The 23,844-nt window shown below is 35.4% G+C and carries 23 protein-coding genes and 2 pseudogenes; 10 read left to right on the top strand and 15 right to left on the bottom strand.

Annotated elements, in window-relative coordinates:
* Positions 1–41: 41 nt before the first annotated feature.
* From AAGD62_RS00955 to AAGD62_RS00965, 3 genes are all read right to left on the bottom strand, one after another.
* Positions 42–2,237, bottom strand: a complete 2,196-nt coding sequence (locus tag AAGD62_RS00955) for a hypothetical protein (protein ID WP_341812746.1) — start codon at positions 2,235–2,237, stop codon at positions 42–44.
* Between the two features lie 43 nt (positions 2,238–2,280).
* The gene (locus AAGD62_RS00960; protein ID WP_155969355.1) at positions 2,281–2,502 is read right to left on the bottom strand and encodes a hypothetical protein; all 222 of its coding nucleotides are present in this window, start codon (positions 2,500–2,502) and stop codon (positions 2,281–2,283) included.
* A 326-nt stretch (positions 2,503–2,828) separates the two neighbouring features.
* The gene (locus AAGD62_RS00965; protein ID WP_341812747.1) at positions 2,829–4,271 is read right to left on the bottom strand and encodes a hypothetical protein; all 1,443 of its coding nucleotides are present in this window, start codon (positions 4,269–4,271) and stop codon (positions 2,829–2,831) included.
* Positions 4,272–4,826: 555 nt separating this feature from the next.
* On the opposite strand from AAGD62_RS00965, the gene AAGD62_RS00970 reads away from it, so the two are divergent.
* The 3 genes from AAGD62_RS00970 (at position 4,827) to AAGD62_RS00980 (ending at position 8,045) form a co-directional block, all read left to right on the top strand.
* Positions 4,827–6,068, top strand: coding sequence for a hypothetical protein (locus AAGD62_RS00970; protein WP_341812748.1), 1,242 nt, complete (start codon positions 4,827–4,829; stop codon positions 6,066–6,068).
* 326 nt (positions 6,069–6,394) lie between these two features.
* Complete coding sequence (locus AAGD62_RS00975) at positions 6,395–6,616, top strand: hypothetical protein (protein ID WP_155969355.1); 222 nt, start codon at positions 6,395–6,397, stop codon at positions 6,614–6,616.
* Between the two features lie 43 nt (positions 6,617–6,659).
* Positions 6,660–8,045: a hypothetical protein gene (locus AAGD62_RS00980; protein ID WP_341812749.1), complete on the top strand. Its 1,386-nt coding sequence runs from the start codon at positions 6,660–6,662 to the stop codon at positions 8,043–8,045.
* Here the strand turns inward: AAGD62_RS00980 and AAGD62_RS00985 are convergent.
* Both AAGD62_RS00985 and AAGD62_RS00990 read right to left on the bottom strand, forming a co-directional pair.
* On the bottom strand, positions 7,966–8,457 hold the full coding sequence (locus AAGD62_RS00985; protein WP_155968340.1) for an IS630 family transposase: 492 nt from the start codon (positions 8,455–8,457) through the stop codon (positions 7,966–7,968). The two genes, AAGD62_RS00980 and AAGD62_RS00985, sit on opposite strands and share 80 nt — an antisense overlap.
* Positions 8,458–8,476: 19 nt before the next feature.
* Positions 8,477–8,824, bottom strand: a complete 348-nt coding sequence (locus AAGD62_RS00990) for an IS630 transposase-related protein (protein ID WP_155968342.1) — start codon at positions 8,822–8,824, stop codon at positions 8,477–8,479.
* A 50-nt stretch (positions 8,825–8,874) separates the two neighbouring features.
* Here AAGD62_RS00990 and AAGD62_RS01000 point away from each other — a divergent pair.
* A pseudogene (locus AAGD62_RS01000) lies at positions 8,875–9,447 on the top strand (MFS transporter); the annotation flags it as partial.
* 27 nt (positions 9,448–9,474) lie between these two features.
* On the opposite strand, the gene prfA reads toward AAGD62_RS01000, so the two are convergent.
* Positions 9,475–10,554: a peptide chain release factor 1 gene (prfA, locus tag AAGD62_RS01005; protein ID WP_007548640.1), complete on the bottom strand. Its 1,080-nt coding sequence runs from the start codon at positions 10,552–10,554 to the stop codon at positions 9,475–9,477.
* A gap of 98 nt (positions 10,555–10,652) precedes the next feature.
* Between prfA and yihA the strand changes: the two genes are divergently transcribed.
* The 4 genes from yihA to AAGD62_RS01025 all read left to right on the top strand — a co-directional run bounded on the left by yihA (position 10,653) and on the right by AAGD62_RS01025 (position 13,734).
* The gene (gene yihA, locus AAGD62_RS01010; RefSeq protein WP_010962460.1) at positions 10,653–11,246 is read left to right on the top strand and encodes a ribosome biogenesis GTP-binding protein YihA/YsxC; all 594 of its coding nucleotides are present in this window, start codon (positions 10,653–10,655) and stop codon (positions 11,244–11,246) included.
* Positions 11,247–11,250: 4 nt separating this feature from the next.
* Entirely contained in the window at positions 11,251–12,162 is a 912-nt protein-coding gene (gene argB, locus AAGD62_RS01015) for an acetylglutamate kinase (RefSeq protein ID WP_265032110.1), read from the top strand.
* Positions 12,163–12,576: 414 nt separating this feature from the next.
* On the top strand, positions 12,577–13,038 hold the full coding sequence (gene dut / locus AAGD62_RS01020; RefSeq protein ID WP_006279458.1) for a dUTP diphosphatase: 462 nt from the start codon (positions 12,577–12,579) through the stop codon (positions 13,036–13,038).
* Positions 13,039–13,116: 78 nt separating this feature from the next.
* A complete protein-coding gene (locus AAGD62_RS01025; protein WP_231115830.1) occupies positions 13,117–13,734 on the top strand; it encodes a hypothetical protein in 618 nt (205 codons plus the stop codon).
* Positions 13,735–13,963: 229 nt separating this feature from the next.
* Here the strand turns inward: AAGD62_RS01025 and AAGD62_RS01030 are convergent, their stop codons facing one another.
* The 5 genes from AAGD62_RS01030 to yidC all read right to left on the bottom strand — a co-directional run bounded on the left by AAGD62_RS01030 (position 13,964) and on the right by yidC (position 17,721).
* Positions 13,964–14,371, bottom strand: a complete 408-nt coding sequence (locus tag AAGD62_RS01030; protein WP_196770142.1) for a transposase — start codon at positions 14,369–14,371, stop codon at positions 13,964–13,966.
* Positions 14,372–14,493: 122 nt separating this feature from the next.
* The gene (locus AAGD62_RS01035) at positions 14,494–14,904 is read right to left on the bottom strand and encodes a transposase (protein ID WP_151807722.1); all 411 of its coding nucleotides are present in this window, start codon (positions 14,902–14,904) and stop codon (positions 14,494–14,496) included.
* Between the two features lie 219 nt (positions 14,905–15,123).
* Positions 15,124–15,606 carry a transcription antitermination factor NusB gene (gene nusB, locus AAGD62_RS01040; RefSeq protein WP_007549265.1) on the bottom strand — a complete coding sequence of 161 codons (483 nt, stop codon included), beginning with the start codon at positions 15,604–15,606 and terminating at the stop codon, positions 15,124–15,126.
* Positions 15,606–16,034, bottom strand: a complete 429-nt coding sequence (locus AAGD62_RS01045) for a 6,7-dimethyl-8-ribityllumazine synthase (protein ID WP_006279647.1) — start codon at positions 16,032–16,034, stop codon at positions 15,606–15,608. The genes nusB and AAGD62_RS01045 overlap by 1 nt, the downstream gene beginning before the upstream one ends.
* A complete protein-coding gene (yidC, locus tag AAGD62_RS01050) occupies positions 16,012–17,721 on the bottom strand; it encodes a membrane protein insertase YidC (RefSeq protein ID WP_155969187.1) in 1,710 nt (569 codons plus the stop codon). Before yidC ends, AAGD62_RS01045 begins: the two co-directional genes overlap by 23 nt.
* 134 nt (positions 17,722–17,855) lie before the next feature.
* Here yidC and AAGD62_RS01055 point away from each other — a divergent pair, with 134 nt between their 5' ends.
* Positions 17,856–18,371 carry a TIGR02281 family clan AA aspartic protease gene (locus AAGD62_RS01055; protein ID WP_006279648.1) on the top strand — a complete coding sequence of 172 codons (516 nt, stop codon included), beginning with the start codon at positions 17,856–17,858 and terminating at the stop codon, positions 18,369–18,371.
* 6 nt (positions 18,372–18,377) lie between these two features.
* Here the strand turns inward: AAGD62_RS01055 and secF are convergent, their stop codons facing one another.
* Positions 18,378–19,253 (bottom strand): protein translocase subunit SecF, encoded by an 876-nt coding sequence (secF, locus tag AAGD62_RS01060; RefSeq protein ID WP_155969185.1) that lies wholly within the window; start codon positions 19,251–19,253, stop codon positions 18,378–18,380.
* 280 nt (positions 19,254–19,533) lie between these two features.
* Between secF and AAGD62_RS01065 the strand changes: the two are divergent.
* Positions 19,534–20,366: pseudogene (locus tag AAGD62_RS01065) on the top strand (IS5 family transposase).
* 5 nt (positions 20,367–20,371) lie between these two features.
* Here the strand turns inward: AAGD62_RS01065 and AAGD62_RS01070 are convergent.
* From AAGD62_RS01070 to AAGD62_RS01080, 3 genes are all read right to left on the bottom strand, one after another.
* Positions 20,372–20,650, bottom strand: coding sequence for a hypothetical protein (locus tag AAGD62_RS01070; RefSeq protein WP_231115890.1), 279 nt, complete (start codon positions 20,648–20,650; stop codon positions 20,372–20,374).
* A gap of 209 nt (positions 20,651–20,859) precedes the next feature.
* Positions 20,860–22,206, bottom strand: a complete 1,347-nt coding sequence (locus AAGD62_RS01075; protein WP_155968747.1) for an IS110 family transposase — start codon at positions 22,204–22,206, stop codon at positions 20,860–20,862.
* A 210-nt stretch (positions 22,207–22,416) separates the two neighbouring features.
* Positions 22,417–23,715, bottom strand: coding sequence for a hypothetical protein (locus AAGD62_RS01080; protein ID WP_231115891.1), 1,299 nt, complete (start codon positions 23,713–23,715; stop codon positions 22,417–22,419).
* Positions 23,716–23,844: the final 129 nt, after the last annotated feature.

Consider the following 23,844-nt stretch of genomic DNA (forward strand, 5'->3'; position numbering starts at 1 on the left):
ACCCTAATAAAACACTTGGGTGGATATCTAAAAACCTAAATTTATTTTCTCAAAGCCTCTGATACAGGCTCTACCTCACACTCTTTAACCTCTGAAGGGACACTTCCCTTATGTTGCACAGCAGGAGAACCCATAGAACAAAAACCACTATCTCTATCAACTTTTTTAGAACTAGAGTTATCAGGTGACGATAATTGTGCTTCTGCAAGTCGCCGTAACTGTGATTCTTCACTCTCACATAGAAATCTGCTTAGCTCCCTTTTCCCCGAAAGAGTACGCGTCAAATATAAATGCCACTCCTCCCCAGGGGAGAAATAGTTGGAGTTTAGCTTCTTTCGCTCCTCAGGAGAAAGAAATGGGCGTAGTTCCTCTCTCTGATCAGGATTAAGACGTTGTTGCCACTCTGGTACACCTTCATGCGTAGGAGAAGTCACCGCTGAGGGTGGATTACTTTTTGCTTTTATTCTGCCTGGGAATGAAGAAGATGATTCAGAAACAGGTAGTTTTTCAGGTACAGAACCCCCAGGAGCACTTACACTTGAAGATATCGAATACACCGAACCACGTCCTTTGTTATTTCGCTTAAGAGAAGGTAGCACATTGCCTTTTAGTTTTGACCACATACTACCTATAGACGAATTACTACACAAAAGACCATCCCCATGTTTCTTCTCCGGAGATTTACTATCTTGTGGCTTTGCTTTAGAACACTCATCACTACTTTTTCGATCACTTTCATCAGTAACTTGCTGTTTTTCAGGTTCCTCATTACAAATGTTCTCCGTATCTTTTAGAGAATCTTCAGAATTTAAGAATGTTGAACTATCCCATGCTCTAAGAGAAGGAATCGATGATGATCTTTTCTGATCCGGAATATTAGCCTCTGTTAGCGTACCTTCACCAGCACTTAGATCTCTAGATATCCCTGGAACACCACAACTAGTTGTAGCATAACTCAGATCTGTCAATGGCCTATCACTCGTTCTAACTGAATTTACATAATTGAGTAACCGCAGTCCTTCTTCTCCTTCTTCTTTTTCTGATCCTTGCCTGGGAGAATCCTTTACTCCACCCTGACTACACGTGGGAGACTCCAATTTCATACCTGACAGTTCAGTCGATGGTGATCGTGACAATGCTCGAAAACGAAGCTCAGGGTCAATGGACAGTTCATGGTCTTTGTTGATTACAGAGTTTTTTATTATTTTGGTTATCACACAGTGAGAAATTTCTTTATTAGAAAAGTCTATGCCATATATTCCACTGTCTCCACATATTGGTAATTCTGCTTGAACTTTACTATAAAGATTATTAAATACAGCATAATTGAATGCATAACTTAGTTTAAGAGCTTCTTCACTTGCTAACATCCTAGGCTCTCCATTATCTAATACAACAGGTATAAGAATTTTGGCTGTTTTTTCATTTAAAGGGAAATTACGAATAAAGCCAGCCACTGTCACTCTTGTCGCTTGACCAATAGATTCTATTATCATATCTTTAAATAACTTCACTTTATAATTAGCACTACTTTCAACTCCAAGATACATACCTACAAGCCATGCCTTATACCGTGTTACACTATCAATAAAACGAGCGTCATCAAAAACATCTTTGATATATACACTATTGTCTTTAACCTTTAAAGGCTTCTTAGGAACATTTTCATATCTTTCTCTCATCCTTGATAAAAACTTACTCTTAAATTGCTGACTTAATTCTTTATTATCAAATTTAGAACAACACAAATATTTTCCCTTATTAAATGGTACAGTTGTGCTGCTAATTTGCATATCTTCTCGAATATCTTTTGCAAGTGAAGAAGCCAAATGAGACTTTAGATTGAAAATTACGCCATCATCTACAGATGTTACAAACTTAATACTACCTTGTTTATCTACGAACCAATCTCCTTTATAGTTCTTAAGTGGAAAAGATTCAACATCTTTATAGTTTTCAAACGGAAAAGAATTAACATCAAAAATTAGCTTAGCTGTATTCAATATTTCTGCTTTATTACCTTTTTCAATGCCGTAGAATTCACGTATTATCTTCCTTTTTATACTGTCCAGATATCTTCTACACTGATACGTACCCATACTCTTATCAAATGAGACTACAATATAGTCCTCCTTGCCCCTGCTTTGCAGCGTAAAATTAGTTTTAACTGTATTACGAGCATAATTATGTACATTAAAAGCACTAACCAATGCTCTTACTGTTTCTCTATTAGGCATACCAACCTCCCCATTTTTAAATTACAACAACTATTCTTTATTACTACCTTTTGTTACCGCTACCAACTCCACTAGAGCTTGACCCGCTCATAGAACTGCTAGGCTGCTCAGACTGACGTTTCCTTTCTTCTATTTTCCTAGCTGTATCACGATGATCATCAAACCTTTCTTTTTCCACCGAAAGTAATTTTCCACCACCTGGTGCTGTATTCTCACGCTTCCACTTTTCAGCATCAAAACCTTTTTTATCATTACCGCTATGCATATTGCCTCCTAAGTAAAAATATTATGTAACTAATATACTAAAAATAAAATTAAGTGCAAGCATTTTTTTATATTTTTTTTAAAAAAACTTTATTCACTCTTTTTCATAAAACTCAACTTTCAAGATTCCAGCGTCACGCGCTGGAATGACAAGTCATTGGCAACCCTAAGTTCCCTACGTCATACCGCGATTCATTCGCGGTATCTCAAGCATAGATTCCGCTAACACGTAGCGGAATGACGAACTGTCGACATCTATCTATATGCCCCTGGATTCCAGTACTGGAATGACACCCTTTTTTGTCATCTAAGTATTAGCTATCCCCACTATGGTGTCTTTCCTACTGACTGACCTTCTGCACATTTCTCAACTTTTACATCATTAGTCAATTCTTTTGGTGGTTGAGCATTATTCACAGAACTTTCATTCTCAGGACCATTCCAAAAACCAACTGCAAAATCAAGTCTCTCAACAGGTTGCTTTTTAGCCTCTATGTTAGAAGCAGATTTTCCTGGAGTACTTCCACTAGCTTTGTCAGGTTGCCTTGGATCAGGAACAGGACTCTTAGCAGATTGATTCGAAGCTTTTTTGTCAGAAACAAAGCTTTGAGCAGATTGGCTTGAAGCTTGATAGGTATTATTGTTATCTTGCTCTATCATTTTTCTCCAATCACTATTGCATCCATAAACCTCTTTTCTCCCCTGCCCCGTCCCCGTCGTATTCGTTGCAGTCTTTGGAGCAGGTGGACACACCTCTTTCTCCGGCTTCGCTTTTTTATCTTCTTTATTTACTTCTTGTTTTGGCAAATTCTCAATATCCTCCTTACCTCTATCATGTGTTTGCACAAAAGGTACTCGATCTTTCAGAGAATTTGACAAAAGATCAAGTTCTGGTTTGCTCAGAACAACTGGCCTTACAAATCCTGGTGAAATTTCAAAAAGGAAAACTGGCACTTTAGGTTTTTCTCTTTCGTCTAACTTGATTTCTACGTTTTCGCAAACTTCTTTATTTTCTTCCTTTAATGATGTTTTTTCTGCTTTTTTATCTTCTTTTTCTGTAGATGCCTCTACCGCAGCCGCCAACTCAACTCCAAACATCTCTGCGAACATTGTAACAATCCATCCGACAACGGCCATTTGTAACCTGAGTTTCAGATCTTGCAATGCAGTTAATCTTTCTAACGCCCTTGCAAACTCTTCTTCTGATAACTCACCACTGCCTAATTTTTCCTGCAATTCTTTTATCTCTTTGTCCAACCTCTGATTGAAACTTAAATCGCGTGCAAAAATCTTCTTGATTAACTCCTTAAGCTTATCACGCAAAAACTTAATTATCGAAAGAAGCCAATTTTTTTCTTTCTTCTCCTTGAGCATTTGGTAGATTTTCGGATCATCTACATCTACTTCAAAAAGGTTGAAGAGAGATTCAAAGAAATTCCAGAAATCTCCGAGTACTCTTCCTTTTTCACCAGTGAAGTAATCCTCATCATCACCTTCTCCGATATGTAGCTCTGCTTGAGATGATATTTCATCGATACAACTAGAAGCCTGACGCTCACACTCGAGCATCCTGAGCAAATCTTGTCTGGTGAGCTCCTCTATGGCTGCTTTTAGTTCATTTAACTTCTGCTCTGCAGAGAAATCTTGCTCCCTGAGTTTTCCTTGGAAGATCGAGCTACCGTTTCCGTTATTATCTGAAAAATTTTCCATTATTTTTGCCTCCTCAATAAAATTATTGCCTCTGTTGTTACCTGAAAAGCTTTCCACCATTTTTACTCCCTTCATAAAACTTAATAATTTAATTCTACAGTACTAAATATTTAAGAAGTATTAATGTAAAGATGTCAATAAAATTATTTATATCTTTACACTATATTATATCATACGCCATTTAACCTTTCAATAATATTTTTTATTCTTGCTGTTTTTTCAAACTCTAGCATGCGCTTTTCTTAAATTATCCTTATTAATATTTGCTTTTGCCTCTATCACCACTTTTTCTTGTAAAGTATTTGATATAGATTTTATTATACTCTTTGGCATAACATTTGCAACATACTTTATCTATAAATGGAAATTATTATACTTGCAGCTAGACACAATTTGAAATAATTTACACTATAAAGTTAAGGAACGAGATCCCAGTGTCACGCACTGGGATGACAGCAGTCCTACGTCATACCGCGATTCATTCGCGGTATAGATTCCGCTAACAAGTAGCGGAATGACGAATTTTTGTTTTTCAAATTATCGTAAGTCACTTTAGCTATATCAGAGCAATAGAGGCAGTGCGTAGAGGAGCTCACCAGACAAGATTTGCTCAGGATGCTCGAGTGTGAGCGTCAGGCTTCTAGTTGTATCGATGAAATATCATCTCAAGCAGAGCTACATATCGGAGAAGGTGATGATGAGGATTACTTCACTGGTGAAAAAGGAAGAGTACTCGGAGATTTCTGGAATTTCTTTGAATCTCTCTTCAACCTTTTTGAAGTAGATGTAGATGATCCGAAAATCTACCAAATGCTCAAGGAGAAGAAAGAAAAAAATTGGCTTCTTTCGATAATTAAGTTTTTGCGTGATAAGCTTAAGGAGTTAATCAAGAAGATTTTTGCACGCGATTTAAGTTTCAATCAGAGGTTGGACAAAGAGATAAAAGAATTGCAGGAAAAATTAGGCAGTGGTGAGTTATCAGAAGAAGAGTTTGCAAGGGCGTTAGAAAGATTAACTGCATTGCAAGATCTGAAACTCAGGTTACAAATGGCCGTTGTCGGATGGATTGTTACAATGTTCGCAGAGATGTTTGGAGTTGAGTTGGCGGCTGCGGTAGAGGCATCTACAGAAAAAGAAGATAAAAAAGCAGAAAAAACATCATTAAAGGAAGAAAATAAAGAAGTTTGCGAAAACGTAGAAATCAAGTTAGACGAAAGAGAAAAACCTAAAGTGCCAGTTTTCCTTTTTGAAATTTCACCAGGATTTGTAAGGCCAGTTGTTCTGAGCAAACCAGAACTTGATCTTTTGTCAAATTCTCTGAAAGATCGAGTACCTTTTGTGCAAACACATGATAGAGGTAAGGAGGATATTGAGAATTTGCCAAAACAAGAAGTAAATAAAGAAGATAAAAAAGCGAAGCCGGAGAAAGAGGTGTGTCCACCTGCTCCAAAGACTGCAACGAATACGACGGGGACGGGGCAGGGGAGAAAAGAGGTTTATGGATGCAATAGTGATTGGAGAAAAATGATAGAGCAAGATAACAATAATACCTATCAAGCTTCAAGCCAATCTGCTCAAAGCTTTGTTTCTGACAAAAAAGCTTCGAATCAATCTGCTAAGAGTCCTGTTCCTGATCCAAGGCAACCTGACAAAGCTAGTGGAAGTACTCCAGGAAAATCTGCTTCTAACATAGAGGCTAAAAAGCAACCTGTTGAGAGACTTGATTTTGCAGTTGGTTTTTGGAATGGTCCTGAGAATGAAAGTTCTGTGAATAATGCTCAACCACCAAAAGAATTGACTAATGATGTAAAAGTTGAGAAATGTGCAGAAGGTCAGTCAGTAGGAAAGACACCATAGTGGGGATAGCTAATACTTAGATGACAAAAAAGGGTGTCATTCCAGTACTGGAATCCAGGGGCATATAGATAGATGTCGACAGTTCGTCATTCCGCTACGTGTTAGCGGAATCTATGCTTGAGATACCGCGAATGAATCGCGGTATGACGTAGGGAACTTAGGGTTGCCAATGACTTGTCATTCCAGCGCGTGACGCTGGAATCTTGAAAGTTGAGTTTTATGAAAAAGAGTGAATAAAGTTTTTTTAAAAAAAATATAAAAAAATGCTTGCACTTAATTTTATTTTTAGTATATTAGTTACATAATATTTTTACTTAGGAGGCAATATGCATAGCGGTAATGATAAAAAAGGTTTTGATGCTGAAAAGTGGAAGCGTGAGAATACAGCACCAGGTGGTGGAAAATTACTTTCGGTGGAAAAAGAAAGGTTTGATGATCATCGTGATACAGCTAGGAAAATAGAAGAAAGGAAACGTCAGTCTGAGCAGCCTAGCAGTTCTATGAGCGGGTCAAGCTCTAGTGGAGTTGGTAGCGGTAACAAAAGGTAGTAATAAAGAATAGTTGTTGTAATTTAAAAATGGGGAGGTTGGTATGCCTAATAGAGAAACAGTAAGAGCATTGGTTAGTGCTTTTAATGTACATAATTATGCTCGTAATACAGTTAAAACTAATTTTACGCTGCAAAGCAGGGGCAAGGAGGACTATATTGTAGTCTCATTTGATAAGAGTATGGGTACGTATCAGTGTAGAAGATATCTGGACAGTATAAAAAGGAAGATAATACGTGAATTCTACGGCATTGAAAAAGGTAATAAAGCAGAAATATTGAATACAGCTAAGCTAATTTTTGATGTTAATTCTTTTCCGTTTGAAAACTATAAAGATGTTGAATCTTTTCCACTTAAGAACTATAAAGGAGATTGGTTCGTAGATAAACAAGGTAGTATTAAGTTTGTAACATCTGTAGATGATGGCGTAATTTTCAATCTAAAGTCTCATTTGGCTTCTTCACTTGCAAAAGATATTCGAGAAGATATGCAAATTAGCAGCACAACTGTACCATTTAATAAGGGAAAATATTTGTGTTGTTCTAAATTTGATAATAAAGAATTAAGTCAGCAATTTAAGAGTAAGTTTTTATCAAGGATGAGAGAAAGATATGAAAATGTTCCTAAGAAGCCTTTAAAGGTTAAAGACAATAGTGTATATATCAAAGATGTTTTTGATGACGCTCGTTTTATTGATAGTGTAACACGGTATAAGGCATGGCTTGTAGGTATGTATCTTGGAGTTGAAAGTAGTGCTAATTATAAAGTGAAGTTATTTAAAGATATGATAATAGAATCTATTGGTCAAGCGACAAGAGTGACAGTGGCTGGCTTTATTCGTAATTTCCCTTTAAATGAAAAAACAGCCAAAATTCTTATACCTGTTGTATTAGATAATGGAGAGCCTAGGATGTTAGCAAGTGAAGAAGCTCTTAAACTAAGTTATGCATTCAATTATGCTGTATTTAATAATCTTTATAGTAAAGTTCAAGCAGAATTACCAATATGTGGAGACAGTGGAATATATGGCATAGACTTTTCTAATAAAGAAATTTCTCACTGTGTGATAACCAAAATAATAAAAAACTCTGTAATCAACAAAGACCATGAACTGTCCATTGACCCTGAGCTTCGTTTTCGAGCATTGTCACGATCACCATCGACTGAACTGTCAGGTATGAAATTGGAGTCTCCCACGTGTAGTCAGGGTGGAGTAAAGGATTCTCCCAGGCAAGGATCAGAAAAAGAAGAAGGAGAAGAAGGACTGCGGTTACTCAATTATGTAAATTCAGTTAGAACGAGTGATAGGCCATTGACAGATCTGAGTTATGCTACAACTATAGTATTTTCTAAAATGAATGATAAATTTCCATTATGGTATTACCAACCAAAAGTTGTAAGTCTGTATATTTATGCATTAAAGGTCTGAGGCGGCTTTTGATGGTATTCCAACAATGCTCTATAGGGTTCAAATCTGGTGAATATGTTGGTAGATAGAGCAAACGGCATCTAGCATTATCTATTAACTCCTTTGTTTTGGGAGTTTTATGGAATGTGGCATTGTCCATAACTATTGTAGTACCATGTGGCAATTTAGGTAATAACATCTTCTCTAACCATGTATTGAATACCTCTTTGTCACACCCACCTTTGAAAGTCATTGGTGCAATAAATCTCTTTCCAATCCACCCGCCTATTATACTGATTCTCTCTCGTTTTCTTCCTGGAATATCTGCATAAATTTTCTTTCCTATTGGAGCACGTCCATACTCTCGGTATAACCTATTATCAACTCCTGCTTCATCTATATATAAGATGCTGGAATGGTCTATTTTTGAGATTTTATCGGTAAATCGCTGCCTATCTTCTTGATTGCGCTCTTGATATAGTGTAACTTTTTTTTAAAGTAATTCTTAGCTGTTTCAGCCTATACCAAATTGAATTTATTCCAAATCCAAGATTTTGTTTCATCTCTGCCAGCGTATGATCTGGATTCTTTTTAACATATTCTTCGAGTATTTTTGGGTCTATTTTTCGAATAAAGCTGCCGTTTTTCGATGGCCTTAGGCTTTCACCAGCGGCTTTCTTTCTTAACCAGCGGTACAGAGTTGCTATTCCTATCTCCAAAAGCTCTGCCACCTCAACCTTTGACTTCCCTTTTTCTATCATCGATACTGCCCTTTCCCTTAAATCCACACTATACGCCATTATAACTCAAATAGCTTATTATACCTTTATCATTTACTTTGGGAAGTACTATACTATCTAGTCCGAGGTTTGTTACGTTGTCTTTGATGTCAAGCCTCTTTTCTGCTGCGTATATGTCATTCATTACTTGTGGACCTTTTCTGTATATGAAGACTTTTGGTTTATCTAGCACTATTTATGCACTACATCAAGGTGCAATAGTTGGGTGCTTCTCACTCATCAGTCTATTTGCTGGCAAAATCTTGCAGAAACTTGGAGCAATAAAGTGTGTAATTTCTGGTACGAGCGTGGGTGCTATTGGGTCTCTATTGCTTGTAATATTCAGTATAATTGTACCCCACTCTTTCTACTTAGTAACACTGTCTATGATTATTTTTTCTATCGGTTGTGCAATTTTCCAGCCAGTGATTTTTAATGCATCAATAAATGTTTTCCCTGAAATTAAAGGCACAGCTTCTTCTGCAGTCTCGTTCATTAGAACTTTTATCATGGCTATTTTTATCGGCTTAACAAGCTACATTTACAATGGTCAAACAATTAGTGTAGCTGTTCTTGTTTTATCCGCGATAGTACTAGAACTTGTTTTTACTGTCTATCTATTGCGTTTAAAAGATCCTATGTAATTAATAAAGATATTCCATTGTAGGCTGCTAACTTTCCCCTGCCAATCTTTCTGCTTCATTACGTGAGATTAATGCCTCAATAAATTCATCTAGTTCGCCTTCTTTTATAATCTGCTCTAGCCGATGTGAAGTTAGATTAATTCTGTGGTCTGTTATTCTTGATTGTGGGAAATTATATGTTCTTATGCGCTCGGAACGATCACCAGAGCCAATCTGACTTTTCCTCATTGTTGACCTTTCCATTTCTTTTTTTTGTCTTTCAATTTCGTATAGCCTTGCCCTCAATACTTTGAGCGCTTTAGCTTTATTTTTATGCTGCGATTTTTCATCTTGCTGTATCACAACTATCCCTGTTGGCAAGTGGGTGACCCTTACTGCACTATCGGTTGTATTCACTGATTGCCCTCCAGGACCACTGGATCTATAAACATCTATTCGTAAGTCTTTTTCTTCTATTTTAAAGTCAACTTCTTCTACTTCAGGTAATATCGCAACAGTAGCGGCAGAGGTATGCAACCTTCCTGAAGATTCAGTTTCTGGCACTCTCTGTACTCTGTGCACCCCTGATTCAAATTTCAACCTTGCAAAAACTTCTGTTCCATTAATGAGTGCAGAAGCTTCCTTATAGCCACCTATACCTGTATTAGAAATGCTTATTGGCTCGAACTTCCAATTTCTTCTTTCTGCATATTTTTGATACATACGAAATAACATTGCTGCAAATAATGCTGCTTCTTCTCCGCCTGTGCCTGCTCTAATTTCTAATATTGCATTCCTTGAGTCATCTTCATCTTTGGGCAATAATGCTAACTTTAATTTTGCTTTTATTTTTGGTAATAATACCTTGTGCTTTTCGAAGAATTCTTCTTTTGCTAACTCTTTTATATCACCTTCGCTGTTTTCATCTTTCATTATTTCTTCTAAGTCTGAAATTTCCTCTTTCAGCGTGTTATATTCATCAATTATCTTGATTATTGGCCTGAGCTCAGAGTATTCCTTTGAAAGGGTAATGAATTCTTTTTGACTTAAATTGGTAGGATTTTCCAAATTCCTCTCTATATCATTAAATTTTTTCTTTAAGTCTTGTAAATTATTTTCCATATCCATATAGCACAGATCTAGCTAAGTAATATATACTGAAATAAAAAATTTCTTATATCAAGCAATAACACTATAATATACCTACTACCTTCTAGTTGAATATAATGGCAAAACAGATAACATCAAACTGCAATTTCATATTTGGAGCTTCGGACATAAAATCATTACCAAATGAGTCGGCTCCAGAGATTGCGTTTGCTGGTAGATCAAATGTAGGAAAATCCAGTCTGATCAACTTACTGATAAACAGCAAAAAAGCTGCCAGAGTTTCCTCTAAACCTGGATGCACTAGACAAATAAATTTTTACTCTATGTACGATGATAAGTTCAGACTTGTTGATCTACCAGGGTATGGCTACTCTCATGCAGGCAAGGAGGAAATTATACAATATTTAAACTTAATTGAGTATTATCTAATTCAAAGAGAAAATCTAAGAAGAGTGTTTGTGTTGATAGATAGCAAGGTAGGATTAAAAGAAATAGACAAAGACTTCATTTATTGGTTAATATATAATAACATTAACTTTAACATTGTGCTAACAAAAATAGATAAAGTAAGTCAAAAAAGCTTAGGTGCTGTTATAGAAGATATTCAAAAATGGATTAATAATGAGAATGTGTCAATTCATCAAATGAGCATCCGTGTTAAGCATAAAATAACCAAGGTAAGAGATGAGTTTTTCAAGTTTACAAGATAAAAAAATGAAGAGTAGTGAATTTTTAAAGGGTGAGGTATCATTTGAACAAAAAGCAGAAATATTACTTGAAGTGCTATCTAACATACCTAGCTTTGTAGGCGAGACTTTTGTCATTAAATGCGGTGGTACAATAATCTTAAATGAAACACTATTTAATACTTTTGTGCATAATGTTGTCTTGTTGAAGCAGCTTGGTATAAATCCGGTAATAATTCATGAAGGAGAATATGAAATTAACTCGGTGTTAAAAATGCTGGATATGAACAGTAAGTTTGTGAATGGTATCAGACTTACAGACAAAGACACTATGAAAATCATTGAAATGGCACTGTGTGGTTCAGTTAATAAAAAAATTGTTCAGCATATAAATTCTGCTGGTGGTTCAGCTATTGGATTATGTGGAAAAGATGGTAACTTAATTAAAGCCGAAAAAATAACCGCTACGCTTAGAGAAGATAGATCAAATAATATCGAAAAGATATTAGACATGGGGTTCATCGGTAGACCCACTGAAATCAATCCTGATATATTATTTTTTATTGAAGAATCAGATTTTATACCAGTTATTGCACCAATTGGTCATGGAAAAGATGGGGAAACATATCATATTGATGCCGATAGCACTGCAAGCGCAATCGCAATCGCAGTTTCTGCATCTAAAATGATAATCTTGAGTGACACAGATGAAGAAATAGATAAAATTGGTGGCAGGAAGATATCTGTTAAAAATTTAAATGCATCGATTGATTGTGGGAAAATTAAAGGGGAAAAATTTATTGAAAGGCTTATGGCATACGTTAAAATGGCGGAGGAATGTGCTGGAGTTGTTCACATAGTTGATGGTAGAATACCTAACATTATGCTTGATTTATTTACTGAGAGTAATTCAAGCATATCGATTGTGAGTGATTTATAGCTATACTGCTTGCAACTACACGAATACCAAGAGGGTGTCATTCAAGTAGCTGACACTGGAATGACAGCAATCTACGTCATACCGCGAATGAATCGCGGTATCTCTAGATCCCGCTAACAAGTAGCGGGATGACGGTTGTCAGGGTGTCATCCCAGCGCCCTTATGATGTCATCCCAGTGCCCAGACACTGGGATCCAGAAGACTTAATTTCAACCAAGTGGCTGCATAATAAGGACTAGATTCCAGACTGGAATGACATCATAGAGGCACTGGGATGACAAAAAAAGGAGCACTGAACTTGTCAAGGAATTTTATGGCCTAGCGTCACGCGCTGGAATGACATCATTTACATTTATCACTTTTGCAGATACAATTTACATGCTATAATTGAGTCTTCATAGATGGTAAATTGGAGTGCAAAGAAGTAAAATTAAAGTAGAAATAAAAAGATTATCACACGGAGAAGACTTGTCTCTTCCATGTTATGCAACTACGCAGAGTGCTGGCATGGATCTTTATGCTGCATTGAATGATTCTGCTGTTTTAAATCCACTTGAAAGATTACTTGTTCCAACTGGAATTGTGATTGCAATACCAAACGGTTTTGAGGGGCAAATCCGCCCACGTTCTGGTCTTGCTGCAAAACATGGAATCACTGTCTTAAATTCTCCGGGTACTATAGACTCTGATTATCGAGGTGAAGTTAAAATTTGTCTAATTAATCTAAGTAATCAGCCATACGAAATAAAAAGAGGAGATAGAATCGCACAAATCCTTATTTCTCCTGTATCTCAGGTAATTTGGGATGACAGAGAAGAATTCTGCGCAGAAGAAACCGGTCGCAATGCAGGGGGCTTTGGCTCAAGCGGCAGGTAGCTTACGAAAAAGCTTAACTATGACAGTTCTTTTATACACAATTTAAGCATATTAATATTTTATTAAATGAAGTCGTTTATGCTAACTTTCAAAAATCATTGTGGCCAGCTCCACAAAGCAAACACTGTATTTGTTGCATTTACTGCTATATACGTTATAGGTGGATTAGCAATACTTTCAACACCGCTTTGGAGGCCTTCAACTTGCAAGCTAGCAGCTTTTGCAGCTACACCACTTGGAATGGGCGTTTTAGCATTTGTTGCTGCTGCGCTGACTTATTTAGCAATATATGCTATCAGCAAAAATAACGAAATATCTGAGTTGAAAGCTCTGAAGGTTATTAAGGATGGGTTGCTAGTAACAAAAGACGCATTTAGGGAAATTGCAAGGAATAACCAAGTTAAAGATGAAGAAGGTAAGGTAGAAAAGGATAAATATTATATAGACTTCAGCTTAGAAGGCAAGAACTACCGTATTATTGTTGATATTAATCAGCTTACCAGTATACTAGGCAATACTTTACTCTTCAAGATAGGTTCACTAAAAGAGAAAAACGATGAAGGTAAGTTCGAGGCAGTAAATGAAACAAAGTGGAATAAAACATTAGGTTTAGACAAAGATGGTGCTAAAGAGGTTAACACTTATTTAGGCTCACCTATTGTTGAACAAGCTGCTAAAGGAAAAGTACCAGACTAGACAGCTAAGTATAAAAGAGGTAGATTAAGTCTGCCTCTTTGTTTTTTTGATTTTCAGTGTTACGCGCATAACTGCATGGATGTTGCGATTCTCAAGGCAACGTATCTGTTTAGATGCATGGCTAATGCTGAAACAAAAATTCCAGTGTTCCCTTTCTTGTCATCCAAGTAGCTGACACTGGGATGGCTTTGTTGCATCACACTTTATGAGATGGTGATTTATGGTAAATTCATGTAACTATCTCAAATTTAGCCATACCAATATCAGTGAATTTATTAAGCAAATAGCATTTGATTAGCAGTTCTTTTTCTCGATTTATCTCAGATTTATTCCTAAAACTAAATCCGAATATTTGCTTTAATCTTGAGAAAAACCCTTCAATATAAGATCTTTTCCCATAATTTACTTCTTTTTTCCATTCTTTCATGCCATCTTCACCGTATAATTTTATTAACCTAATAGCAGCATTCCTGTTAGACATATAATCTATTTCTGGATGTTCTGCCGCATTGTTTATTGGTGGAATTTTTGTCTTTATATCATATTCGTTACACAACTTATAAAACTTGTGCCTATCACATGCTCTATCTGCATATAGTGCTTTTATGGCATGCTGAAAATCAACTTCTTTTAGCAAATCACAAGCTCCATAGTGATCAGCCGTTACTGTATTTTACAGCTATGGCTTTTTTGTTGTTTATATTCAACATTACGTGCAATTTTCTCGTTTGCTCATAGCCACGATATTTTCTGTCAGTGCTATTTTCCTTGCTGTGTGTTGTTGTATATACTAATTCCTGTACTGTCTATAGCAATTTCGATATCTTCCATATTATTTTTATCAATTCTGCAATCATTTATCTTAATATTAAGTTTCTTAAACCTTCTTGATGCTTGTGAATAGCTGATAACTGCCAAATCTCTTCCTATTTGTTGCAAATACCCTTTTATAAACCCGACTGTTTGTCTTAAACCAATTCTAAAGAAACTGACGATTATATGCACCAAAATCACAACTTTATCACTATAAATATAGTTGCCGCCCTGCATTTTTGGACAATTCTCGTACCAATTTTCTATGGCGTCATTGATATAACAAAAAATGCTTCCTCTTTCTTGGAGAAATTTGTTATATTCATGGCAGTTACTGACTCTCATTTTTTGTGGCATATTTTTTCTTCAACAGTTAAATGGCTATTTATAATGAATTTTGTCAGTAACTGCCAGTTCTTTTCACTTGAGCGATGCAACAAAGCCCACTGGGATCCAGAAGACTTAATTTCAACCAAATAATAAAGGCTGGATCCCAGTGTCAAGCACTGGGATCTGGTAGACAATGTTCATACAGCAGCTACTCGGATGACACCTTGTGCTTGCTGGCTATAATTGCTAAGGATTTTTATTTAATTTAACTGCATCTTTTGCCTTATCCAATAACCCATTAATAAAACCTATTTCGCTTGGTTTATCAAGTAAATCAGATGCAATGTTAGTATATTCATTAATGACAACTGGAACTGGCGTATCACAATTAGCTAACTCACATATTGCAACACGCAAAATAGATAAGCTTATAAGATTTAACCGTGAAAGGGACCAACTTGGGTGTAAATAAGACTCTATTATTTTATCATATTCTTCACTGCTTTTTATAACCTTATATAACAAGTTTTCTAAGAACTGATGTTCAAATTCTTCACATTCAAATATATCTTTCAACTTATTTATGTAGTCCTTAAGCTCACAATTTTCCAGTTTAAAAGTGCTTTTGTTGTAACCTACGAAAATATTTGAATAAGCAATTTGTACAGCAAGAAATCTTGCCGTGCTTCTTTTTATGCGCCACTTTTTATCTACTGGTTTTTCCTCCATTATTTTAATTTATTGTGTAAATCTATCATACGCAAAACAGTTGAGGCTGCATGGCCACCAACGTTCTTTTTGTTTTTATCAGCTCTAACTAGTGCTTTATCTTTGCTGTCAGCGGTAATTACACCCATACCAAGGGGTATTGCATAATGCATAACAACCTCATTTAAGCCTTCAATTACTCCTTTACAAACATATTGATAATGATCGGTTTCACCGCGAATTACGCACCCAAGAGCTAAATAACCATCATAATTAGTATGCCCACTCTTGACTGCAAAAAGAATTGTAGCTGGTATCTCAAATGTACCAGGAACCTCAACTACATCGTAACTGGCATTACTGCCTTTTAATTTATCAATTGCACCTTCAAGCAAAAGGTTCGCTATTTCAGTATAATAAATCGAATTAACTATTAGTATTCTCGACATTTACTACCACTTTTTTTGTTAAAAACAACTTTATTAATGACTGTTGAATTAGAGTTATAATATTACTAAATATCCAATATATTACCAGGCCGGCAGGAAAAGAAGAAAAAATAAAGACAGAAATGTAAGGTAAAAACTTCATAACATTTACTTGAATATCATCTTTACTGGTTTGATCTTTCTCACTTAGCTTCTGCTGAATTATCATGGTGGCACCGAAAATTATAGGTAAAATGCCTATAGAAATAGGAAAGTTATAATTAAACAACCCAAATAATGTAAAGATGTTCGTTGGGTCAGGAGCTGAAAGATCCTTAATCCATAAAAAAAAAGGAGCATGCCTCATCTCTATAGTAACAAATAATACTTTATATAGAGCAAAAAATACCGGTATTTGTATTAGCATGGGAAAAATGCTCGACATTGGATTTACGTTGTTTCTCTTAAACAATGCAATTGTCTCTTTATGCTGCTTTAAGCTGTCATTTTTATACAACTCTTTTATACGAGTTAATTCAGGCTGCAGGCTTTTTACCTTAAACATCGAAATATATGATCTATTAGATAAGGAAAGCATCAAAAGTTTGATTACTAAAGTCAGCAATAATATTGCTAAGCCAAAATTTTTTAAAACGAAGTTAAAATATTCAAGCAGTAAAAACACTGGTTTAGTTATAAAGTAAAGAACACCAAAATCTACAGCTTTATCAAACAGGGGTATATTGAGAGTGTCCTTATAAGAATCCAGTAAATTCAACTTTTTTGCTCCAGCAAAAAAATAATTCACATTAGAAACGCTTGCACCAGGAAGTATGCTCTTGTAAGGTTTGACAAAATCTACTTGGAATTTATCAGTATTATTAACGTTTGTGTGTTTAATGCTTACATTTATTTTATCAGATTTTTCAGGTATGATGGCTGTGAGCCAGTATTTATCAGCAAAACCAAACCAATTTTTTTCACTCGTGCTTGCTTTTATTAAATGTTTTTTGGAAATATCCTTATATGTCCACTCCTCTAGTTTATTATCAAATGCACCCAGTACTCCTTCATGGGATATCCAATAAGATTCGTTGATATTGTCACGTTTACGGTTAATTTTACCATAAGGAACCAAAACTACATTATCCTTTGTATTATTTTCAACAACTTGCTCAACTTTAAACATGTAATTATCGTCGAGGTTAATTTTCATTCTAAATAAAATGCCATTCTCATTGTCCCAAGATAAATTGACCTCTTTTTGATTAAGTTTATCTGCTCGCCAGACTGCTTTAGAATCTGGAACTTTAATCTTGTTACTCGGATCGAGCCACCCAAATTCTGCAAAATATACATCTTTTGATTCTGCAGGTGACAGTAACACCACTTGTGGAGAAGAAGAACTCGGTTCTAAGTGGTAATTAGTTAAAATTAAGTCATCAAACCTTGCACCTTTCAGAGAAATTGATCCTTTAATCATGTTATTGGTTAAACTAACCCTCTGTTCTCGAGTAGAATTAATAATTTCAGAACGATTTTGGTATATTATAGGAGCAAGGTCGTTAAAAGATTCGATATGTTCAATATTTTCAATCAATGGCTGGTTTTGGTTTGTACTAAAAAAATTATCATAAATAATACGCCAAGACACCATGATTAACATGGAAAGGATAGCTGCCAAAATTAAACTTTTTGCTTCTGACATGAAATTAAATCAAACATATCTTCTTAAAGTGTATACTAAATATTGTACTAAAACAATGAAATTTACTTATTTTTAATAATAACTTTTAACGCTGATCTTTAAAATTTATTTTAATAGCTTCAAATTTTAACAATATGAACGCGGTGAAAAATCTAGTTATTTGGTTGCTAATAATAGCCACTACTGCAATGCTTATTGATTCACAAAGGGACAAACTAAGCGACAGATTTCTCAGTACTTTTTTACCATATAAAGGAAGAATTCAAAATAGCGGTCAGAATAGTGGAAGTATTGAATTTACGAAGTCATATGATGGACACTTTTATATTCAGGCTCAAGTCAATGATCGCAATATAACGTTTTTGCTTGATACTGGAGCAACCGATATTGTTCTATCACAAAAAGACGCATTACATGTTGGTATTAACTTACAAAATGTTCAGGATTTTAAAATATATGAAACTGCGAAAGGTCAAATAAAAGCTGGAGTGGTTCAAATACCTCAAGTTAAAATAGGAAATTTTTTGATTAATGATGTACAGGCAAGCGTTAACACTCATTCTATGTCTCATTCACTACTTGGAATGAGCTTTTTAAGGTATTTTCATTTCACTATAAGAGATAATAAGTTGATATTATACCGCGACTAAACACTTCTACAATCTACTTATCAAAGCTCTGTAGGTCAATATAGGAGCAGAAATAAATATTGCAGAACAAGTGCCAATCAAAATACCAAAAAAAATGATCAAGCTGAAGTCTTTCACTGCATCTGTGCAGATTAATGCCAAAGGAAGAGCAGCAAGAAGGGTTGTACCAGAAGTTAATATAGTGCGAAATAATGTAGCGTTGATACTTGCATCTACTACCTCACTCATCCGCCCACTTTTACCACTCCTGCGATACTCTCGAATCCGATCATATATAATTACTGAGTTATTGATTGAATAACCAATGACAGTAAGGAGAGCTGCAACTGATGAAATATTAAACTCAATGCCAGTTAGGCTAATAAAACCAACAGTTAAAATCACGTCATGAATCAGTGCTGTTATTCCACTGAATCCACATTGCCAATTAAATCTAAACCAAACGTAAAAAAATATTCCAACAATCGCGATCAACATGGATAACATTCCTTCAAATATTTGTGTTGAGCTTATTTGTGGGCCAACATAGTCTATTTTACGATAGCTTATTGAGCTCCCCAGCTTTTCTTCTAGTATGCTTTTTATCTTTTTGATTTTATCTTCATCTCCTTCATCTTTAAAACGCATGACTAAATTATCACCCGCTTTTGAACTCTGCACTGTAAAACCATTTTCTTTTAATGCATCGAGAATAGAGTGATTCTCATCTGAAGATTTTATCTCTATCAAAATTCCGCCTGCAAAGTCTATGCCTAAGTTCACTCCACGCAGCACAACAGTGAATATTGAAAAGATGATAAGAATAATGCTAATTAATGCAGTCAAATCCCTATATTTACTAAACTTGATATCGAGGTTGTCTGGAATGAGTCTAAGTGCCATGCTATTTACTTAAACTTGAATTTTATATACTTTTCAAAAAATTCACTAGTTTATTCTGTGATTGTTTGATTATGTCAATTTTTCCATCAGTTAATTCTTGTCTGTCAATTAAGTTCTATCTAGCTTGCATACTACCATTTTGAAGTACATTACAAAAGCGAAATACTGCCAATTTGGCCCATCATTTTATCTCTGCAAGCTTATCCCCCCTTGCTATGTTAGAGGTTGTCCGGAAATAAGTAAAAGGCTATAATATCTGAAATTTTAGTACGGGGTAAAGATGAGAAAAAAGTATCCAACAGATCTAAGCGAAAGGGAATGGGCAAGAATAGAAAAACACTTCAGAGTATCATACAAGAAAGGAGGAAGGCCGCCAAAGTATAGCAAAAGAGAAATATTAGAAGCAATTTTCTATGTATTGCGTACAGGGTGTCAATGGCGGTATTTACCAAATGATTTTCCGCTATGGAAGACTGTGTATGAGCAGTTCAGGCAATGGAAGAAGCAGGGAATTTTTGAGAAAATGAATTATGAAATTACAAAATATAGTAGAAGAAAAATAGGAAGGAATGAGCAGCCGAGTGCCTGTATAGTAGATAGTCAATCTGTAAAGACTACAGAAAAGGGGGGATCAAAGGCTATGATGGAAGTAAAAAAGTAAAGGGTAGAAAAAGGCATATAATTACAGACACTCAGGGTTTTATACTAGGTTGTTACGTAGGCGCTGCTAACGAAAATGATAGAGATGGTATTAAAATAGCATTAAACAATATGAGAACAAAATATACTAAAGTTAAAAAAATGTGGGCTGACATGGGATACCAAGGAAGAAATTTAAAGAATCACATAAAGGAAGAATATGACATAGATATTGAAATTGTTAAAAGGCCTCCATGTAGATTTTGGGTGCACAAAGATACGCCACCTGAGCTACTACCAACAAGAGAACAAGGGTTTAAAGTACAGCCAAGAAGATGGGTTGTAGAAAGGACTTTTGCTTGGGTTAATAGGAATAGAAGGCTATCGAAGGAGTATGATTTACTCACAACATCCACTGAGAATTTCATATACCTAGCTATGAGTAGGGTTATGTTAAAGAGGGAATATGCTTGAATTTACTAGTTTCCGGACAACCTCTTAGCAACGCAACCTAAGCTAGATTCCTTCATAGCAGTGTTAGGTACACTGCCATATCTTTCAAAACTTTCATGCTCTATAGCTTCCTCAACACTTTTTCCTCCTAAAAGACAGTTTTCCCCTAAACTTTTTCCCCTATTTTTTAACTCATTAAGCCTTGCTCTGTTTTCCCCATCAATCTCCACTTTTATTTTATTGCTGCCTTTCTCACTAGGACTTAGATAAATACTTATCTCTCCTACCTCAGTAGTAAAAGACATTTCAATACCACCTTTTGAGACATCCATGTAATTTCTTTTTCCCCCTATTTCTTCTACATTTTCAACTCTTACTATACTTTCTCCAATTTTGAGTATGCCAACTCTTAAATTTAAGTCTTTGGCTTTTTCATTGTTTAGGATTTCTGCAACTTCAACAATACTATCTTGCGAGTACTCTATACAAAAATATCTATTATCCTTGTCTACTTCTAAGAAACTCTTTCTGCTAGTAGCTCTTTTTTAATCAAGACATAACCAAATTCACTAGCTTTCTTGCTTAGAGTCTTCACTATTTTTTCCTTATATAACTTTTCATAGTAATCAATGCCCTTCTCTACATATTCCTGTCCATACTTTAGCATACTATAAAAAATGCACGCCAATTTCCTAGCCGTAGCGGTAATCGCTTTCGGTGCTCCTAGTCGTTTTTTTAACCTTCTGCAATATGCACCAATCCCACCGTTGCTTCTTGACACACACTGGGCAGCCATCCTAAAAGCATTTGCAGCACGAGCAATAACTTTGCGAGTTCTCGTCCCAAATACTTTTTCCCCTGTAACTTTATTAGCAGGACTTAGCCCCAACCAAGAAGTAAAGTGCTTCTCTGATGGCCATTTATCGTGGTTCAAACCAACTTCTGAGATAATTGTTTGTATAGTTAGCACATCAAGCCCAGGAACTTTAGTAAAATCAATACCGGTTACTCTATACAGTTCTTCGTGTAAAGGAAAGTCTGGTCTGTTTTTTGAAAACCTATTCTTTATTTTGCTGCATCGCTTATTCTCGTCAGATTTTGTTTCAAATGTTTTGTAATATTGTTCGATGCTTTTGTCGCATTCTGCTATTTTTTCCTGATAAATATTATACAATTCAAATTCTTGCTTTAACACAAATAAGAGTTCCTTTCTGTAGTCGCCTTTTAGCGCTTTTGCCATGGTAGATCTATCATTTCTTATCCGTACATCTCTCAATTCTGATAATTTTTCAGGATTCCTTTCACCTTCAATTATTGCTTTGATAATTTGCATACCGGTCACTCCAGTAATATCACTTATGACTTTGTGTAATTGAACGTTCATTTGAATTAACGCTTTTTGCATACGTAGAATATGTGTGGATGCACTTTCAATCAGGTTGCTACGTTGCCTAACGTAATTACGCAACACACACATTTGATCATCAGGTCTAAACGACCCATGGAGTAATCCATAGCTGTGTAATTGTTGTAACCATTGACAGTCTTGAACGTCGGATTTTCTACCAGGCACGTTCTTAATATATCGTGCATTTACCAATTTTACCTCAAATCCATATGACTCAAGTATTTGAAACAAAGGAATCCAATATACTCCTGTTGATTCCATAGCTACTGTTCTAACTTTACATTTCTTTAACCACCCTGCTAAGTTATGAAGATCAACTGTAAAGCATCCAAATTTTTTGACACGTTGTTCATCTCTTCCTTCAGGTACACATACATAATGTACAGCTGAGCCGATATCAATTCCTGTTGTATCAGGATTCACTATTTCTAGTTTATTTTTTGCCTTTATCATGGTAATTATCCTACTATAACTTATAATGGAGAAGCACTTAAGCTTGGGACGGTTAGATTATACAATCTTCTAATCGAGGTAGTCATAATAGACTCCATCAGTGGTTTAACCGTTCCTCCAAAACCACGCTCCTAAACGGGCACTTAAGCACCATTGATCAGTCGGTTATAACTGCAGAAGTACTTCTTGATAAATTATATATAAAAATTGCTATGGAAGTGAAGAAATAGTTTCTTTCCGGTTTAACAAGATTTTTTTCTTGTTCGACGCTCCTAATACATTTTGAGTCTGCTTGCTTTTGTTTACAATACTTTCATATGCTAAATTATTAAGTCCTAAAATATTTTTATTCCTTTGACTTAAAATCTCTTTTTCTCTGTAAATACAATTTACATAATCATCGTACCTCTCTTTAGTAAATTTATTTAAAGTTGCACCCTCCGATATTACTTGTAATATCTTTTTCTCCTCTAGAAGTCTAGAATTCTCAGTAGAATCGACCCAATATAGTTCTTGTGTTGTATTAATTATACGGTCTACAAAGGACTCGCCGTCTTTATATGGAAAAGTGAACATAATTCCTTGTTCCAGTGCTTGGCTTATAACTTCATCAAGTCTCCCTTTCAACTTCCCAATATCATCTTCTTCACATTCACCAGCTTCATCTGAATTACTAAGGATTTTATCCATTTCTTGCCAAATACTTTCATACTTTTCCTTTTCTGCTTTATTCAGTTCTATTTGGGCTAAAGAAAAAGAATCTTTTTTTATTATGTTTGTGTTTTCATCATGAAAACTCAGATGACTGTAGCGTTTACCACAATCTGTATCATAATGACCAACATCATTATCACCACAGTCCGAACTATCTTCTGAGTTCCCATCACTATCTGACCAATTGTCAACTTTCGGAAATTCTGAGCTTTTCTGTTCACCTTCAAAAGTCTGATTACTACCGCCAGCGCCCTTTGTCAAATTTTCTTTACTTTCACAAGAATCACCTAAAGAATAGCCTTGACCCTCTTCTTGATCTGAAGCACTTAATTTGCTACAAGTCGCTTGACTATAATCATTGAAGTTATAACCTAAACCATTACTACCATGCTGTAAAGGATCGCTTTTAAAAATTTGTGGATTATTACTTCCGTCTGGCAAATTACCTGATAAACCAGTCTGATGATTATTTTCACCTACCCAACCATCAGTTGTTGTTGGAATGCATATTCCTGTATATCTTTGGCTATCAAGAGAATCATTAGTTAATTGTACTGCTGTATAAGTTGTCCGGTCATCCTCATCATCGGAACTAATACCTGAATCATGGCCATCACCTTCTTCAATCTTTTGAGTTTCTATATCGTATTCATCTATTTCACTTGACGAATCATAGTTGGAAGGGTTATACTGTTGATTAGGACGTTTAAAAATTTGATGCCAATCGCTGTAAGGCTCCTTAAAATCGAAAGCAGTGCGTATAACTTTTTCCTTGCCTGATACCCCACCATTCATATTGTATAACCATTACTCACTAATCCCTTAGTGAATATCGTAATATATAGGTCTGTCAATAAAAAAATATAACTTTCTTTGGTTCTAACCTTTGCAAATCAGTATCTATAGCCCGGTAATTTCTCATAT

Origin of the sequence: Wolbachia endosymbiont (group A) of Eristalinus aeneus (genome assembly GCF_964026915.1) — a bacterium.
Classification (GTDB): Bacteria; Pseudomonadota; Alphaproteobacteria; order Rickettsiales; family Anaplasmataceae; genus Wolbachia; species Wolbachia pipientis.